The sequence below is a fragment of the Streptomyces sp. NPDC004658 genome, assembly GCF_040609555.1.
Taxonomy (GTDB): domain Bacteria; phylum Actinomycetota; class Actinomycetes; order Streptomycetales; family Streptomycetaceae; genus Streptomyces.
In genome coordinates this window covers 245,281-262,854 of sequence record NZ_JBEXKG010000001.1, presented here as the reverse complement: position 1 = coordinate 262,854, position 17,574 = coordinate 245,281, and the positions used below count along the sequence as shown (strand labels likewise).

At 73.3% G+C, this 17,574-nt stretch carries 12 protein-coding genes; 8 read left to right on the top strand and 4 right to left on the bottom strand.

Translation table 11 applies throughout. The features are described 5' to 3' along the window. Window positions 1-461: 461 nt before the first annotated feature. Window positions 462-2,435, top strand: coding sequence for an Ig-like domain repeat protein (locus tag ABZV94_RS01340; protein WP_356335950.1), 1,974 nt, complete (start codon window positions 462-464; stop codon window positions 2,433-2,435). 3 nt (window positions 2,436-2,438) lie between these two features. On the opposite strand, the gene ABZV94_RS01335 is transcribed toward ABZV94_RS01340, so the two are convergent. Further along, window positions 2,439-3,560 carry a hypothetical protein gene (locus tag ABZV94_RS01335; protein WP_356335948.1) on the bottom strand — a complete coding sequence of 374 codons (1,122 nt, stop codon included), beginning with the start codon at window positions 3,558-3,560 and terminating at the stop codon, window positions 2,439-2,441. A gap of 506 nt (window positions 3,561-4,066) precedes the next feature. Next, window positions 4,067-5,254, bottom strand: coding sequence for a PP2C family protein-serine/threonine phosphatase (locus ABZV94_RS01330; RefSeq protein ID WP_356335968.1), 1,188 nt, complete (start codon window positions 5,252-5,254; stop codon window positions 4,067-4,069). Window positions 5,255-5,408: 154 nt separating this feature from the next. Here ABZV94_RS01330 and ABZV94_RS01325 point away from each other — a divergent pair, with 154 nt between their 5' ends. Next, a complete protein-coding gene (locus tag ABZV94_RS01325) occupies window positions 5,409-5,924 on the top strand; it encodes a hypothetical protein (RefSeq protein WP_356335946.1) in 516 nt (171 codons plus the stop codon). A gap of 218 nt (window positions 5,925-6,142) precedes the next feature. Next, window positions 6,143-7,066 carry a hypothetical protein gene (locus tag ABZV94_RS01320; protein ID WP_356335944.1) on the top strand — a complete coding sequence of 308 codons (924 nt, stop codon included), beginning with the start codon at window positions 6,143-6,145 and terminating at the stop codon, window positions 7,064-7,066. A 72-nt stretch (window positions 7,067-7,138) separates the two neighbouring features. Here ABZV94_RS01320 and ABZV94_RS01315 read toward each other — a convergent pair whose 3' ends face one another. Continuing rightward, window positions 7,139-8,476 (bottom strand): PLP-dependent aminotransferase family protein, encoded by a 1,338-nt coding sequence (locus ABZV94_RS01315; RefSeq protein ID WP_356335942.1) that lies wholly within the window; start codon window positions 8,474-8,476, stop codon window positions 7,139-7,141. 88 nt (window positions 8,477-8,564) lie between these two features. On the opposite strand from ABZV94_RS01315, the gene ABZV94_RS01310 reads away from it, so the two are divergent. From ABZV94_RS01310 to ABZV94_RS01290, 5 genes are all read left to right on the top strand, one after another. Next, window positions 8,565-9,347 (top strand): alpha/beta hydrolase, encoded by a 783-nt coding sequence (locus tag ABZV94_RS01310; RefSeq protein WP_356335940.1) that lies wholly within the window; start codon window positions 8,565-8,567, stop codon window positions 9,345-9,347. 121 nt (window positions 9,348-9,468) lie between these two features. Continuing rightward, window positions 9,469-11,412, top strand: a complete 1,944-nt coding sequence (locus ABZV94_RS01305) for an FUSC family protein (protein WP_356335938.1) — start codon at window positions 9,469-9,471, stop codon at window positions 11,410-11,412. Window positions 11,413-11,496: 84 nt separating this feature from the next. After that, on the top strand, window positions 11,497-12,858 hold the full coding sequence (locus ABZV94_RS01300; protein ID WP_356335936.1) for a VWA domain-containing protein: 1,362 nt from the start codon (window positions 11,497-11,499) through the stop codon (window positions 12,856-12,858). Between the two features lie 82 nt (window positions 12,859-12,940). Continuing rightward, window positions 12,941-14,557 carry a methionine--tRNA ligase gene (gene metG, locus ABZV94_RS01295; protein ID WP_356335934.1) on the top strand — a complete coding sequence of 539 codons (1,617 nt, stop codon included), beginning with the start codon at window positions 12,941-12,943 and terminating at the stop codon, window positions 14,555-14,557. 199 nt (window positions 14,558-14,756) lie between these two features. Beyond that, on the top strand, window positions 14,757-15,449 hold the full coding sequence (locus ABZV94_RS01290) for a hypothetical protein (RefSeq protein WP_356335932.1): 693 nt from the start codon (window positions 14,757-14,759) through the stop codon (window positions 15,447-15,449). 201 nt (window positions 15,450-15,650) lie between these two features. Here ABZV94_RS01290 and aspS read toward each other — a convergent pair whose 3' ends face one another. Then, window positions 15,651-17,414, bottom strand: a complete 1,764-nt coding sequence (gene aspS / locus ABZV94_RS01285; RefSeq protein WP_356335930.1) for an aspartate--tRNA ligase — start codon at window positions 17,412-17,414, stop codon at window positions 15,651-15,653. Window positions 17,415-17,574 lie beyond the last annotated feature (160 nt).

The window sequence follows — 17,574 nt, the reverse complement described above, 5'->3', positions numbered from 1 at the left end:
GGCGACCCAGCAGGCGGACCGCTGACGACCACGGGCGCGCGGGCGGCCGGGACGGCGCGTCAGGGCAGCCGGGTGCCGCGGGAGCACGACCCGAGGGGCGGACCGCCCCGCGCTCCCGGACCGCCGACGCGAGCGGCTTGCGGGCCGACGGCGGCGGGGGCGGCGGGGGTGCCGCCACGCACGCCGCTCAGTCCACGCACGTCACCGATCCCCCAGGAGCCGCCGCACCACCCCCGGGCGCGGTGACTTCCCCGCCCCACCCGCCCGATCCATGGGTGCTCGCCCCGGATGTCCGCACGCTCGCCTCCGGGGCCCGCGCGCTTTTGTCAGTGGCATGACCTAGTCTTTCCACACTCGCCGCACGAGGCCCACACGGCTCATGCACAGGGGGGCGGACGCATCGCCCTGCCCGCGCGGCGCCCATGTCTTTCTTTCATTCGTTCCGGGGGGTTCGAATCAGCGTGCGCAAGCGCTCTCTCACAGCTGCCACCACCCTGGCGGTCCTCTTCAGCTCGGCGGCCCTCGCCGTCACCCCGGCCTTCGCCGACTCCACCCGGGCCCTGCCGGTCAGGACGACCGGTGACATCGTCGTCGACGCCGTCCACCAGCAGGTCTTCATCAGCGACCCGCTCAACGGCAAGATCGTCGTCACCGACTACGCCGGCAGGGTCTTCAAGCAGCTCACCACCAACCTGTCCGGCGTCACCGGCCTGGAGCTGTCCGCCGACTCCGGCACGCTCTACGCGGCCGTGCAGGACCTCGACTCCATCGCCGTCTTCGACACCGCCACCGACACCGAGACCACCCGGTACGAGGTCGGCGACAAGCCGCTCAGCGTCGCCCTCGCGGGCGGCAAGCTGTGGTTCGGCTACGGCGGCGCCGCCGCGGGCAACATCGGCTCCGTTGACCTGACCGCCGAGGACCACACGGTCACGCTCGGCCAGGACAGCGGCTGGTACGCGGCCCCGCTGCTGGACGCCGCGCCCGGTTCCAGCACCCTGATCGCCGGTGCGATCGGGCAGAGCCCGGTCGAACTGGCCTCCTACGACGTCTCGACGGGCACCGCCACCAAGCTGGCGAGCACCCGTGAGGCCGGCAGCAACCTCGGCGACCTCCAGGTCACCCCCGACGGCAAGGACGTCGTGGTGGCCAGCGGCGCGCCGTACTACCAGCAGGTGTTCCGGACCTCCGACCTCAACGAGGACGGCAAGTACGTCACGGACGCGTACCCCAACTCCGTCGCCATCGCGCCGAACGGCACGGTCGCGGCCGGCATCGACGGCTCCTACGAGCCGGACGTCTACGTCTTCAAGCCCGGCACCAGCGAGGCGGTCCGCACCTACGACTTCCCCAACACCGGCACCAGCAGCGGTTCCGACCTGCTGGCCCGGGGCGGTCTGGCCTGGGCCCCGGACGGCTCCCGGCTGTTCGCGGTCACCAGCAACAACGAGGGCGTGTTCTCCCTGCGCGTCCTGAACGCGCCCACCAAGGCGGTCGCCACCGTCACCGTGGACGCGCCGGCCACCGCCACCCGCGCCAAGAAGCTCACCGTCAAGGGCAAGGTCGCCTCCAAGGTGGCCGTCCCGGCCGGCACCAAGCTGACCGTGACCCGCACCGACCTGGAGTCGCCGAAGGGCAAGGCGCTCGCGGCGGCGGTCACCAAGGCCGACGGCACGTTCTCCTTCACCGACACCCCGCCGTCCGGCGGCAAGGTGAAGTACACGGTGGCCTACGCCGGCGACACCGCCCACACGGCGGCCTCCGGCTCGGACTCCGTCGACGTCTCCCGCGCCAAGCCGACGCTGACGATCAACAACAACGGCAAGGTGTACTCGTACGGCAAGGACGTCAAGTTCACCGCCCACCTGGGCAAGACGTACAAGAACCGCACGGTGGAGATCTGGGCCGACCCGTTCGGCGGCGACAAGCCGAACAAGCTGGTGAAGTCCGGCAAGGTCAACTCCGACGGCAACCTGTCGGTCACCCTGGACCTCAAGCGGGACACCAAGGTCACCGCGAAGTTCGCGGGCGACTCGCGCTACAAGCCGGCGTCCGCCGCCAGCACCGTCGGCGCCCGGGTCAGCGTGTCCACGTCGGTCGGCAACCACTACAAGGCGAAGTCGGCGTGGGGCCACACGTACTACTTCTTCCACAAGACCAAGGACCCGCAGATCACGACGAAGATGTCGTACTACCCGGGCCGGGCGCAGAAGTTCGAGTTCGAGGTGTACTACCAGGGCCGCTGGTACCCGGGCGACCCCGAGTACTTCAAGCTGGGCTCCGACGGCGTCTCCAGGATCCGCATCACCGGCAACCACGGCGAGGACGTCGGCTGGCGGTTCCGGGTGCGCTCGTCGTACATCAACGGCTCGTCCGGTGACATCGTGAACTCCACGACGCACGGCGCCTGGAAGTACTTCACGTTCACCAAGTAAGGCTCACCGGGCGGCCTGGAGCCGGCCCAGCTGCCGCTGGACGCTCTCCAGCGCGCCGCGCCGGCGCCCCGGCACCCTGAGCCGCAACTCCGCGAGCGCGGGCCCGAGTTCACGGGCCCGCGCCGTGTCCTTGATACGGGTCCACTGGTGGTGGGCGCGGTCCACGGCCGCCTCCACGGCGGGCGCGTCCACCGCCTGCCCGGCGGCCAGCCGCGTCCCGGCCACGGCCAGCCAGGCCCGGCAACTGCGCACCGGGTCCCCCGCGAACATCGCCAGATCGGCCCGCACCTCGCTCCAGTGCAGCGCCTGCTCGGAAGCGGCGCCGTACCCCCGCACCGCCTCCGCCTCGTACCGGGCGGCCATGGCGTCGGCCTCGGCGTGCCGCCCGGCGCGCACGGCGGCACTGATGACGGCGTGCGGGTCCTCAGGTCGGGCGGCGGGGGGAGGGGCGGGGAAGGCCGCGGGGAAGGGGGCGGGCGAGGCGGGTACGGCATGGCCGCCGGCGTCGGCCAGCAGCAGGTCGCCCTTCGTCTCCTGCGGGATCCGGCCCACCGCTTGCTGGTGCAAGGCGTCCAGCGGGGGCCGGTGGCCGCTGCGCAGCAGGGTGGCCACCGTCTTCATGTACGCCGGTTCCGCCGGGCCCCGCCGTCCCGCCGCCGGGGCGATGCGGCCGTACACGGCGGTGTTCCGGCCGGAGTCGAGACCGCGCTCGGTGACGTATCCCCAGGCCTCGGCGTCCGCGTGCAGGTCCACGACCAGCGCGGTGTCCGCCGCGGAGCGCAGGCGCAGTTCCTCGCGGATCCAGTGCCAGGGCAGCGCGGTGTAGCGGACCGTGGCCGGCGTGGTGCGGGCCAGGGCGAGGTGGGGCAGGTGCTGGCGGCGGTCCAGCTGCAACTGGCCGGTGACGTACACGGTGAGCGGACCGGGGGAGGCCGCGGCGGCCCGCAGCCGGGTGAGGACAGCCTGCGGCTCCAGCGGATCGGCCAGCTCGATGACGTTCGCGGTGCCGGTGCCGGACAGTACGGCGGGGGCGACCGCGGCCAGCACCGGCAGCACACCGGCCGCGTCCACCAGGCGCCCCCGGCCCAGCGGCGCGGCCGCGATCAGCAGCACGGTTCCGGGCATCGTGCCTCCCCCAAGTCACCCTGTGGACCCCGCGACCCCTCCGTACCCGGGGCCCCTGGATCCGCTCTCCAGCCAGCACCGTAACCGCTGCGCCTGCGAATCGGCGCCTCTCCCCGGCGAACACCCCCCTTCACGCCCATCCCCCCGTCCCCGGCAACACCCCGCCGACCCCCGCGCTCGCAGCGCCCCGCCCGTGACTCCACCCCCACCCCGCGCACCAAGGGGTCCCGCGCCCTGCGCACCCCGCGAGCCACCGTGTCCCACGACCCGGCGCCCCCTGCGTCCCGGGCCCCGGCGCCCCGCGAGCCCACATCCCCGTGCACGCCGGGTCCCACCCGCGTTCCGCGCCCGCCACGCGCCGGGTCCCACCTGCGTTCCGCGCCCGCACACACCCGGCTCCACCTGCCCACCCGCCCGCACGCGCCGGACATCCCGCACCTCGCGCGTTCCCGTGCCCGCAAGCCGGGGCGTTCCGCGCGCCCCGGCGACCCCCACCCCCGCCTCACTCACCCCGCAGGGGTCCGCCCCGGTACGCCGTCCGCGCGCGCCGCGTCCCCCGCGCCGGGCGCCTGCCCGTCACCCGGCAGCCGCCGTACCGCGAAGATCGTCGTGTCGTCCTCCAGGCGACCGCCGCTGTGGCGCAGGACGCCGTCGCGGACACGGCGGACCAGGCGGCGCGGCTCGGTGCGACGGGGATCGGCCTTGACCGCGCGGGACACCTCGCGGGCCAGCGGATAGAACTCGCCGGGCTCGTCGCGGGCCTCCGTCACCCCGTCGGTGACCAGCAGCAGCGTCTCGTCGGCGGACAGCCGCGCCCGGTGCACGGGCGGCGGGCCGCCCGCCAGGTCGCCGAGGCCGATCGGCAGCCCGTCGCAGCCGGGCAGCTCACGGACCCCGTGCGGGCCGACGGCGAGCGGGGGCTCGTGACCGAAGTTCACGACGTCGATCGCGTCCGTGGTCCCCCCGGGGAAGGCGATGAGGACGGCGGTGGCGAAGCGGTCGCCGTCGTCCCGGCCGAGCGCGGCCCGGTGGGCGCGGTGCCGCCGCATCCGGGTCTCCAGGCGCTCGGCGACCGTCCTGAGGTCCTTCTCGTGGTACCCCGCCTCACGGAACGTACCGAGCAGCGCGGCCGCGGTCTCCACCGCGCCGAGCCCCTTGCCCTGCACGTCACCGACGAGCACCCGGGTGCCGTGCGGTCCGGGCTGGATGTCGTAGAAGTCGCCGCCCACCCGGGCGTCGACGTCGGCGGCCAGATACACGCCCGCGTGGTCCAGCCCGGCCCAGCGCGGCGGCAGCGGGCGCAGCACGGTGCGCCGGGTGGTCTCGGCGATGTCCCGCATGTGCCCGACGTGCCGTTCCTGGCGCACTCGCACGGCCGCGGCCAGCGTGGCCAGGGCGCCGCCGAGGGCGACGAGGAGGAAGTCGCCGAAGCCGGCCTGGTACTGGTCGGGCCAGGCGCTGTCGACCAGGACGTACGTCACCACGGACAGCACGCTGTAGGCGGCCGTCGTCCACACTCCGCAGATCGCGGCGGCGATGCCCGGGACCAGCACGATCCAGGTGATGATCCGGAACTTCTCGCCGGTGCCGAAGTCCAGCAGGACCACACCGCCGAGCAGCAGCAGGGGCGGCAGCCACGCGACGCTCACCCCGCGGATCCTCAGCAGCGGGCGGCGGCGCCGCTCGTACTCCATCTCCGTCACGGCGGCCGGGCCTCCATGTCCCTCAGCGAACCACGGGAGAGAACGGCACGCATCCGGGCACCCGTCACCCCTCCTGGCCGAGTTGCCAGGCCGTACGCCCCGGTGTGCCCTGGACACGGGGGCGAGAAGAGAGAGGAGTGCCCTCATGGCTCACGCGGCACCCGCGCCCGGCGGAACGTCCCGGCCCGGCCGCACGCCCGAGGCGGAACGCCGGTCGTCCGACCTGGTCCGGCGTTCACCCGACGTCTTCGACGCGCGCACCCACGCGTTCGGCCGGCTGGCCGTCCCGGTCGGGCTGGGGCTCATCTACGGCTACTGGGTGGCGGCCAACAACCGCTTCGGCGGCCCGGTCACCGGCGGGAACCTGCTGCTCGGCTTCGTCAGCGCGCTGGTCTTCGCGGTGCTGTGCGCGGCCCTGCTGGTGCTGGCGCCCCGGATGACGCGGGAGGTGCACGCGCTGCTGTGGACGGCGTTCGTCGGCTGTGCGTTCGGCTTCCTCTACAACCAGAGCGGCAGCCTCTTCCCCACCCAGAGCGCCAGCCAGAGCGGGGACGTGTGGCGGGCGGTGCTGATGTCGCTGCTGGTGTCGGCGGCCACCTTCGCCACCTTCTTCTACCGCTACTACACGCGGGAGGACGCGTTCGGACGCCGGATCCGCTGACATTGGCGGCGCCGCGACGCGCTGTGCCCGCGCGGGTGCGCGTGGGCCCCGGCCGGCCGGCCGGGGCCCACGCACTCCCCTGTCCCCAGTGGCCCACCTCGGCCACTTCCTTCTCCTCAGCACCAGGAAACACCCGTTCGGGTGAACCCTCCACCGGAGAGCGCCCGAACGCAGTCCTCCCGCTCGCGCTCCGGCCCCGCCGGCCCTTGCCTGGAAGCGTGCCCTCACGCCTCAGGAGCGCCCTGTCGGCCGTGCTGATCGCCCTGTCCTGCCTCCTCGTGCCGTTCGGCGCGCTGGCGGCCTGGGCGGCGTACGGGCTCGCCGACACGGGCCGGTACGTCACCGCGATGGCGCCGCTCGCCGCCGACCCGGCCGTGCGGGAGGCCGTCGTGGACACGGTCGGCGACGGCATCCTGCGGGCGGTCGACGAGCATCTGGACGTCCGCCCGGTGCGCGGCTCGGTCCGGCCGTTCGTGCACGACGCGGTGCGCTCCTTCACCCAGACCCGCGCCTTCCGGCTGGCCTGGGACACCGGCAACCGGATCACCCACGACGCCGTCCTGCGCGCCCTGCGCGGGGAGGACGAGCGGGCCGTCACCGTCGACCTGGCCCCCGTCACCGCCCAGGTCAAACGCCAGCTCACCCGGGACCACGTGCCGCTCGCCGCGCGCATCCCGGTGGAGCACACCGAGGTCCCCGTGCTCCCGGCGGACCGGCTGACCGCGCTCCGGAAGGGGTACCACGTGCTCGAAATCGCCGGCTTCTGGCTGCCGGTGGCGGCCGTCGCCTTCGCCGTCGGCGGGATCGCGCTCGCCGTCCACCGGCGCCGGGCCGTCGCCGCGACCGCCCTGGGCACGGCCCTGGGCGGCGCCCTGCTCGTCGTCGCCCTGGCCGTCGGCCGGAACCTGACCCTGGCCGACCTGCCCGCCGGGGTGTCCCACCCGGCGGCGGGCGCCGTCTACGACGCCCTGACCGGCACCCTGCGCACGGTCGCCTGGCTGCTGCTGGGCCTCGGCCTGGCGGTCGCCCTCGCCGTCCGGCTCACCCGCCACCACCGCCCGCCCCGCCCCGCGCGACGCCGGCGAGCGTCACCGCCCCCCACCCCGACCGCCCCACCGGCACCGACCCGAGCCCAGGCCTGACCGCGTCCCACACCCGAAGTCCCGTCAGATCCCCCTGACCACCCCCCACGCCCAACCACCCGATCACCGCGCTCACCCGCCCGCCCCACCCCGCGCCACCCCGGCGAGCGTCTCCAGCGCCCGTCCCAGCCGCCCCTCCGACACCGAGCCGAGTCCGAGTCTGACCGCGTCCGGTGTCCGGCTCGGGTCGACGCTGAAGGCCGTGCCCGGGGTGACGGCGATGCCGTGCGACCGGGCGGCGGCCGTGAAGGTGTCGGCCCGCCAGGGCGCGGGTAGCTCCCACCAGGCGAAGTAGGCGGCCGGGTCGGACCGTACGGCGAACCCGGCCAGTTTCTCGGCGACCAGCCGCTGCCGGCGCCGCGCGTCCTGCCGTTTCGCGGCGACCAGCCGGTCCACCGTGCCGTCGCCGAGCCAGCGCACGGCCGCCTCCAGCGCGAAGGAGCCCGCGCTCCACCCGCCGGAGCGGACGGCCCGCGCCACCGCCTCCGCGCGGTCCTCCGGTACGACGGCGAAGCCGACGGTGAGACCGGGCGCGACCCGCTTGGACAGGCTGTCGACGAGGTGGACCAGGCCGGGCGCCAGCGCGGCGAGCGGGGGCGTGCCGCCGGTGTCGAGGAAGGCCCAGATCCGGTCCTCCACCACCGGTGTCCCCAGCCTGTGGACACAGTCCGCCAGTTCCCGCAGCCGCCCGGCGCCGATCGTGCGCGAGGTCGGGTTGTGCAGGGCGGGCTGGAGGTAGAGCGCGGACAGCGGGGCGCTGCGGTGGGCGGCGGCCACCGCCTTCGGCAGCGGCCCCTCCGCGTCCGTGGCGAGCGGGACGAGGACCAGGCCGAGGCGCGCCGCGATCTCCTTGACCAGCGGATACGTCAGCGGTTCCACCCCGACCCGGCCACCGGGCCGGACCAGTGCGGCGAGGGTGGCGGCGATGGCCTGGCGGGCGTTGCCGGTGAACAGGATCCGCTCCGGGCCGGTCCGCAAGCCGTTCCGGGCGAGCAGGGCGGCGACCGCCTCCCGCGCCTGAGGGGTGCCCGCCGCCGGGGCGGGCCGCAGCGCCTGGCCGAGCGCGTCCGGCCGCAGCAGCGAGGTGAGGGCCGGGGCCAGCAGCTCGGCCTGCCCGGGCACGGAGGGGTAGTTCAGCTCCAGGTTGACGAGCGGGACGCCGGCGGCCTCGGTCAGGGCGATCCCCGGCTGCCCGTCCGGCGCGGTCGCCCGCACGAACGTGCCGCGTCCGACCTCGCCCACCACCAGCCCCCGGCGCACGAGTTCGGCGTAGACCCGCCCGGCCGTCGAGGGCGCGATGCCGTGCCGGCGCGCGAACGCCCGCTGGGGCGGCAGCCGTTGGCCGGGCCGCAGCCGCCCGCCGGTGATGTCGGCGGCGATCCGGTCGGCGATGCGCCGGTAGTCGTCCACAACTCCCCCTGTTCCCGGACCCGTTGGATTGCACCGAGGGCAAAGATCTTATTGCACCGAGCAAGGGCGGCGCCCTAGGGTCGTTGCCATGCCCTCCTTCCTCGCATTCGAGGACAAAGACCCCGGAATCGCCTCCCGGGTTCCCCTCGTCCTCGTCCACGGCCACCCCTTCGACCGCACGATGTGGCAGCCGCAGCTCACCGAGTTCGCCGCCACCCGCCGGGTGATCGCCCCCGACCTGCGCGGCTACGGCGCCTCCCCCGTGACCCCCGGCAAGGTCCCGCTCGCCCGCCACGCCGAGGACATCGCGGACCTCCTGGACGACCTGGGCGTGGACACCTTCGTCCTCGCCGGCCTGTCCATGGGCGGCCAGATCGCCATGGAGTGCGCCGCCCGCCTCGGCGACCGGATCCGGGGCCTCGTCCTCGCCGACACCTTCCCCGAGGCCGAGACCCCCGAGGGCCGGAGAAGCCGCGAGGCCATGGCCGGCCGGCTGCTCGCCGAGGGCATGCGCGGCTACGCCGACGAGGTGCTGGAGAAGATGGTCGCCCCCTACGCCGACCCCGAGGTCAAGGCCCACGTGCACCGCATGATGACGGCCACCTCCCCGCAGGGCGCCGCCGCCGCGCTGCGCGGCCGGGCCGAACGCCCCGACTACCGCGCCCTGCTGGCGGAGCTGCCCGTGCCCGCCCTCGTCCTGGTCGGCGCCGACGACACCTACACCCCGGTCGCCGTCGCGGAGGCGATGCACGCTGCCCTCCCCGACTCCGTCCTGCACGTCGTCGAGGGCGCCGCCCACCTGCCCAACCTGGAACGGCCCGAGGAGTTCAACCGCGCGCTCGCGACGTTCCTGGCGCGGCTGGACGGCTGACCGGGACACCGCGCCCACGGGACGCCGGCGTGCGCCCACGGGCGCGGACCGTGTGCCGACGGGCCCGAACCGTGCACCGACGGGCCCGATCCGCATGGATCAACCCGGTGATAATGGGCGCATGTCCCGAGAGTTCCCGATCAGCCTCACGCCTCCCGACTGGCTGGTCCGGAACCTCAAACCCCAGCAGGCCCCCGTCAACCGGGCCGCCGTGGGCCGCGCCGCCCTCGCCATGGCCCTGCCCCTGGCGCTGGGCCTCGCCGCCGGGCGCCCGGCCTACGGCGCCCTCGCCTCCATGGGCGCTCTGTCCGGCGTCATCGGCGACACCGCCGACGCCTACCGCATGCGCGTCCTCAACATCGCCGTACCGCAGCTCTTCGGCGCGGTCGGCGTGACCCTGGGCACCCTGGTCTACGGGCACGGCTGGTACGCGGTGGCCGCGGTCACCGGGGTCGCCCTGGTCTCCGGCATGATCTCCACGATCGGCGCGGTCGCCTCGGTCTCGGGCCTGCTCCTGCTGCTGAACTGCGTGATCGGCGCGGGCCTCCCGCTCCCCTCCCCCTGGTGGCTGGCCCCGGCCCTGCTGACCGGCGGCGGCCTCCTCGTGCTCGCCCTCGGCCTGCTCGCCTGGCCGCTGCGCGCGGGCGTACCCGAACGGGCCGCGGTCGCGGCCACGTACCGCAGGGTCGCCACCCTCCTCGCCACCGCCGGCACCGACCGCACCGAGGAGTACGAGGAGACCCGCCGTGCCGTCACCCAATCCCTGAACGAGTCCTACGACCTGATCCTGGCCCGGCGCGCCCGCCACCACGGCCGCAGCCCGGACCTCACCCGCCTCCTCGCCCAGCTGAACGCGATCACCCCGGTGATCGAGGCGGCCCCCGCGGCCCATCTGGCGGCGCGCCCGCTCCCGCCGCAGGTCCCGGAAGCCCTCCACCGCCTGGCCGACGCCGTCGCCTCCGGAACGAGCACCCTCGCACTCCCGCACCTCCCCGTGCCCACCACGGAGACGGCCCGCGCGGTGGACCACGCCCTGCGCCACACCGCCGAGGTCGTCAACGCCCCCGACGTGGACCCCCGGGGCATCGACGACCGCCTGGGCCGACCCGCCGCCCTCGGCATCCGCACCGCCCGCGCGGCCCGCAACGTCGTGCTGTCCGCCAACTCCTGGCGCTACGGCGTACGGCTCGCCGTCTGCATCGGCATCGCGCAGGCCCTGGTCTCCCTGATCCCCGTCCCGCGCTCCTACTGGGTCGCCCTGACCATCACCTTCGTCCTCAAGCCCGACTTCGGCTCGGTCTTCTCCCGCGCCCTGCTGCGCGCACTCGGCACGGTCGCCGGCCTGCTGATCGCGGCGGTGGTGCTGGCCGAGGTCCCGCTGGGCTGGTGGCACGTCCCCGTCCTCTTCCTCCTGGCCCCCCTCATCCCGGCCCTCACCCCCCGGGGCTACGGCTACCAGACGGCCGCCATCACCCCGGTGATCCTCATCCTGTCCGACGTCCTCAACCACCAGGGCACGGCCCTGCTGGTGCCCCGGCTGGCCGACTCCCTCCTGGGCTGCGCCATCGCCCTGACCGCTGGCTATCTCCTGTGGCCCGAGAGCTGGCACACCCGGGTCGGCGACCGCCTCGCCGACGCGGTGGCCGACACGGCCGCGTACGTCGAGGCCGCCTTCGGCCCGCACGCCGACCCGCCCGCCCGGGCCCGCATGCGCCGGCGCCTCTACCGCGACCTGTCCGTCATCCGGACGGAATTCCAGCGGGCCCTGACCGAACCGCCGCCGACCGGCCGGCGCGCCGCCGCGTGGTGGCCGCTGGTCGTCGCCGTCGAACGGATCGTGGACGCCACGACGGCCGCCCGGGTCCGCGTCCGCCACGGGGCGGCTCCGCCGTCCACGGCCGAGATCGCCCAGGTCACCCTGCAACTGCGGGAGCTGTCGGAGGGCGTACGGAACGCGGAGACCCTCATCGCCGTCCGCACCGACCTGACCGGCCCGGCGGGCAGCGTCCTGGAACCCCTGCGCCAGGAGGTCGCCGCGGCCCGCGCGATCGCGTCCCCGCGCTGACCTCTCCCGCAATCCGGGGCCGCTAACCTTACGTGTCCGTCCTGGCCAGGGATTGACGGCTACACCTCACGAAGGGTTGCGCACATGGGCATTCTCACTCTCCTGCGGAACGCATTCGGCCGCTCACGCAAGGCACGAGCCACCGAGCCGGAGGGTGCGCCCGAGACCCCCGCGCACTCCCCCTCGGTCCCGGAACCCCGCTCCACCCCCACCGAGGAACAGGAACCGGTGGCAGCGGCCGAAGAACACGATCTGGTGGCAGCGGCGTTCGACAAGATCAAAACCCCGGCCCAGCCGACGCCCACCCGGACGGAGGACGCGCCCGAGGAGAAGGCCGAGGAGGCACTCGAGCACCCGGTCACGACCGAGTCCGAGGCCAGGACGGAGCCCGCGGAGAAGCCCGAGCCCGAGCCGGCGGCTGAGCAGAGCGCGCCGGTGGAGGAGCAGCCCACGCAGGAGCCGGCCGACACGCAGACCCCCGAGCCGGAGGCGGAAGGGGAAGCGGAAGCGGCGGCTGACCCCACGCCGGAGGCGGAAGCGGAAGCGGCGGCTGAACCCACGCGGGAGGCTGCCGTGGAAGCGGAGGCCGACGAAGCCGCCGTAGCCGCCGAGGCGACCACCGCCCCGCAGGCCGCCGACGGCGAGGACGCCCCACAGGGGCCACCCGCGGCCGACGACGAGACCCGCACGGGTGGTGCGGGTGGGAACGCGGACGCCGAAGGCGAAGCCGAGGCGGCACCGACTCCGGCACCGACACCGCAGGCGGAAGACAAGCCTCAGCCGGCCGTCCCGCTCACCCGGGTACGGTCCCGCACCCCCGCCCTCACCACCGCCTACAAGGCCGCCGCAGCCACCCTCAAGAAGACCGGCCTCACCGGCACCCGAGCGAAGCTCTACCTCGTGCTCGACCGCTCCGCGAGCATGCGGCCGTACTACAAGGACGGCTCCGCCCAGGCCCTCGCCGACCAGACCCTCGCCCTCGCCGCCCACCTCGACGCGGAGGCCACGGTCCACGTCGTCTTCTTCTCCACGGAGGTCGACGGCACCACCGACCTCACCCTCACCGCGGACCACGAGACGAGGATCGACGACGTCCACGCCGGCCTCGGCCGCATGGGCCGTACCAGCTACCACGCCGCCGTGGAGGCCGTCGTGGCGCACTACGAGAAGAACGCCGCCCCCGGCACCCCCGCCCTGGTCGTGTTCCAGACCGACGGCGCCCCGGACGCCAAGACCCCCGCCACCCAGTCCCTCACCGAGACGGCGACCCGCCACCCCGCCCTCTTCTTCTCCTTCGTCGCCTTCGGCGACCACGACAACAAGGCCTTCGACTACCTCCGCAAGCTGAAGACCGGCAACACGTCGTTCTTCCACGCGGGCCCGGCCCCGCGCGAGCTCACCGACGCGGAGCTGTACGAGGGCCTGCTGGCCACCTGGCGCCCGTGAGCCCCGGCCGGGGGGTGGACACCCGTCCACCCCCCGAAACGCGGGTGAGTCGATCTTCGGCGGCCCAGTAGGATTTCGACTTATGGCGGCCACTGGATCCGAGAAGCAGGGTGACAAGGCGTACTACGTCTCCACCCCCATCTACTACGTCAACGACGCTCCTCACCTGGGCCACGCCTACACGACCGTCGCAGGGGACGTGCTCACCCGCTGGCACCGTCAGCGCGGCGAGAAGGTGTGGTACCTCACCGGCACGGACGAGCACGGTCAGAAGATCATGCGCACGGCCGAGGCGAACGGGGTCACGCCCCAGCAGTGGGCGGACAAGCTCGTCACCGAGGCCTGGAAGCCTCTCTGGGAGCACCTGGAGATCGCGAACGACGACTTCATCCGCACCACGCAGAAGCGGCACACCGACCGCGTCCAGGAGTTCGTGCAGGACCTGTACGACAAGGGCGAGATCTACAAGGGCGGCTACGAGGGCCCGTACTGCGTCGGCTGCGAGGAGTACAAGCTCCCCGGTGAGCTGCTCGACGGCGAGGGCGAGTACGCGGGCCAGAAGCTCTGCCCGATCCACAAGAAGCCGGTGGAGATCCTCAGCGAGGAGAACTACTTCTTCAAGCTGAGCGAGTACACCGACAAGCTCCTCGCCCACTACGAGGCCAACCCGGACTTCATCCAGCCGGAGTCCGCGCGCAACGAGGTCGTGAACTTCGTCCGCCAGGGCCTCCAGGACCTCTCCATCTCCCGTTCGACCTTCGACTGGGGCATCCCGATCCCCTGGGACGACAAGCACGTGATCTACGTGTGGGTCGACGCGCTGCTGAACTACGCCACGGCGGTCGGCTACAACGAGAACCAGGAGAAGTTCGAGGCCACCTTCCCCGCCGACGTCCACCTCGTCGGCAAGGACATCCTCCGCTTCCACGCGGTGATCTGGCCCGCCATGCTGATGGCCCAGGGCCTCCCGCTCCCCGGCAGGATCGCGGCCAACGGCTGGCTGATGGTCGGCGGCGAGAAGATGTCGAAGTCCAACCTGACCGGCATCAAGCCGCAGGACCTCACCTCGCACTTCGGCGTGGACGCCTACCGCTGGTACTTCCTGCGGGCCATCGCCTTCGGCCAGGACGGCTCCTTCTCCTGGGAGGACTTCTCCGCCCGGTACACCTCCGAGCTGGCCAACGACTTCGGCAACCTCGCCTCCCGCGTGGCCGCCATGGTCGGCAAGTACTTCGGCGGCACGCTGCCGGAGTCGACCGCCGACGGCGAGGCGGAGAAGGCGATCCACGACGGCCTGGCGAAGGCCGTGGCCGAGGCGGACCGCCGCATCGGCGAGGAGCTGGACTTCCAGGGCGGCATCCTGGCCGTCTTCGACTTCGTCAAGCAGGTCAACGGCTACATCACGGAGCAGGAGCCGTGGAAGGTGGCCAAGGACGACTCCGAGGAGGGCAGGGCCCGCCTCGCGACGATCCTCTACACGGCCGCTGAGGCCCTCCGGGCGGTGGCCGTGCTGCTGAACCCGGTCATGCCGGAGACCTCGCAGAAGCTCTGGGACTCCCTGGGCGCGGAGGCGGGCCTCGGCGCGCTGGCCGAGCAGCGGGTCCAGGAGGCGGGCGAGTGGGGCAGGCTGCCGGCGGGCTCCACGATCACCAAGGGCGCGGTCCTCTTCCCGCGTCTGGAGGAGAAGCCGGCCGCCTGAGCCGTGGTCACGAGCGGAAGGGTCCGGGAAGCACGCGCTTCCCGGGCCCTTCCGCCTCACACGGCGGTCACTTCAGCACGCCCGCGCCGGTCGTGTTCGCGTTGCCGCTGCCCGCGACGGAGCCGGTGCCGTCGCCGCCGCCCCGGGGAAAGTTGCCGCTCGTCTCGCATCGGGGCCGGGAAGCCGTAAGGATCTTCCCGTGGACATCCCCGAACCCCATCGCCGGCTCCTCGCCGACGTCGTCGCCGCGGGCGGCCCGTACGGCCTGGTCCTGGCCGGCGGCTACGCCCTCCAGGCGCACGGACTGCTCCGCCGCCCCCACGCCAACCTGGACTTCGCCACCGAGAGCGCCGAGGCCATGGAGCACATCGCCGCTGCCGTCGGCGCCGCCCTGGAGGCGCGGGGACGGCGGGTGCGGACCGGTGCGGTGACCGCGCGCACCGCGCAGCTGGAGGTCACGGACCCGCCGACCGGCGAGCCGTGCGCGCTCGCGCTGCACAAGGAGGCGTTCTGGCAGCCGCCGGAACTGACCGGGTACGGCCCGGCGCTCTCCCTGGCGGACGCCGTCGGCACCAAGATCCGCGCCCTGTACGACCGGGGCGCGGCCGTCGACCTGATCGACGCGCAGGCCTGCGCGGCCCGCTTCTCCCTGCCCGGCCTGGAGGAACTCGGCCGCCGGCACGCCCATGACCCGTTCGACCTGCCGACCCTCCAGTCCCGGCTGACGGGCACGGAGTTCTACTCCGACGGGGACTTCCTCCGCCACGGCCTGGACGAGGCCCGGACCGTCGCCCTGCGCGCCTGGGCCCAGCACTGGTCCGACGACATCGCCGAGCGGCTGCTGGAGGAGGGCGCGTCCCCGGACGCCGAGACCGACGAGCAGGGCGACTGAGCCGGGTCAGCTCCCGTCGTGTGTCTCGTCCGGGGCCTACGCCCAGGGTGAGCCGGGCCCGGACACCGCGCGATGTGCCTCCGGTCGTACGACAGGCCGTAGGGACGCCACCTGTCACCGGGCCCGGAGACGGCTGTGCGCACCGATCGTCAAGAGGGAGTCAGGACGGATCGGCGCGCACGGCCGGGACCTACCGGAGGCTTACTTCGGCTGCGGCTTCCGGATGGTCAGGTGCAGCTCGCGCAGGCGGGACTCGTCCAGCTCGGTCGGGGCGCCCATCATCAGGTCCTGGGCGTTGCCGTTGAGCGGGAAGGCGATCGTCTCGCGGATGTTGGGCTCGTCCGCGAGGAGCATGACGATCCGGTCCACACCCGGGGCGATGCCACCGTGCGGCGGGGCGCCGAAGCGGAACGCGCGCAGCATGCCCGCGAACTTCTCCTCGACGGTCTCCCGGTCGTAGCCGGCGATCTCGAAGGCCTTGAGCATGATCTCCGGGTCGTGGTTCCGGATCGCGCCGGAGGACAGCTCGACGCCGTTGCAGACGATGTCGTACTGCCAGCCCAGGATGTCCAGCGGGTCCTGGGTCTGGAGGGCCTCCAGGCCGCCCTGCGGCATCGAGAAGGGGTTGTGGGAGAAGTCGATGGCGCCGGTCTCCTCGTCCTTCTCGTACATCGGGAAGTCGACGATCCAGCAGAAGCGGAAGACGCCCTCCTCGAAGTGACCCGCGCGCTTGGCCGCCTCCACGCGCACCGCGCCCATGATCTTCGAGACCTCGTCGTACTCGCCCGCGCCGAAGAAGACGGCGTGGCCGGGGGCCAGGGACAGGCGCTTGGTCAGCTCGGCGACGTTCGCCTCGGTGAGGAACTTCGCGATCGGGCCGGACAGCGAGCCGTCCTCGGCCACGCGCACCCAGGCCAGGCCCTTGGCACCCTGCTCGACGGCGTACTCACCGAGCTGGTCGAAGAACTTGCGGGGCTGCGCGGAGACGTCCGGCACCGGCAGCGCGCGCACGTGCTTGCCCGCGAAGGCCTTGAACTCCGAGCCCTCGAAGACGTCGGTGATGTCCACCAGCTCCAGCTTGGCGCGCAGGTCCGGCTTGTCGGAGCCGTACTTCAGCATCGCCTCGCGGAACGGGATGCGCGGGAACGGAGAGGTGACGTGACGGCCGCCGCCGAACTCCTCGAACAGCTCCGTCATGAGCTTCTCGATCGGCTGGAAGACGTCCTCCTGCTCGACGAAGCTCATCTCGACGTCGAGCTGGTAGAACTCGCCGGGCGAACGGTCGGCGCGGGCGTCCTCGTCACGGAAGCAGGGCGCGATCTGGAAGTAGCGGTCGAAGCCGGAGATCATCAGCAGCTGCTTGAACTGCTGCGGGGCCTGCGGCAGCGCGTAGAACTTGCCCGGGTGCACACGGGAGGGCACCACGTAGTCGCGGGCGCCCTCGGGGGAGGTGGCGGACAGGATCGGCGTCGCCATCTCGTTGAAGCCCATCGCCGCCATCTTCTGGCGCATCGCGGAGATCACGGCCGTACGCAGCATGATGTTGCGGTGCATGCGCTCGCGGCGCAGGTCCAGGAAGCGGTACTCCAGGCGCCGCTCCTCGTTGACCCCGTCCTCGGTGTTGATGGTGAAGGGCAGGGGCTGCGCCGCGCCGAGCAGTTCCACCTCGGCGACCTCGACCTCGATCTCGCCGGTGGGCAGGTCGGGGTTCACGTTCTCGGTTCCACGTGAAACAACGCGGCCGTCGACTCGGACCGAGGACTCCTTGGAGATCTTGTCCAGGGCCTCGTACGCCGGGGTGCCCGGGCGCGCGACCAGCTGCGTGATGCCGTAGTGGTCACGGAGATCGATGAAGAGGATGCCGCCCAGGTCGCGCCGATTGTGCAGCCAGCCACTCAGCCGGACGTCGGTGCCGACGTCAGAGGCGCGGAGCTGGCCGCAGGTGTGGGACCTGTACCGATGCATCGTCGTTCATCCAGTCTTTGCGGATCGGGTGTCGCCAGGCGGGTACGGCCTAGGCCATCCCAAGGGTACCGGGCACCCCAAGATCGGCTCCCCACCATTACCGCTCCCCCCTCCCGCCCGCCTACGGTGGCAGGCTTCCCTCACCTCTCCCTAAAGTGGG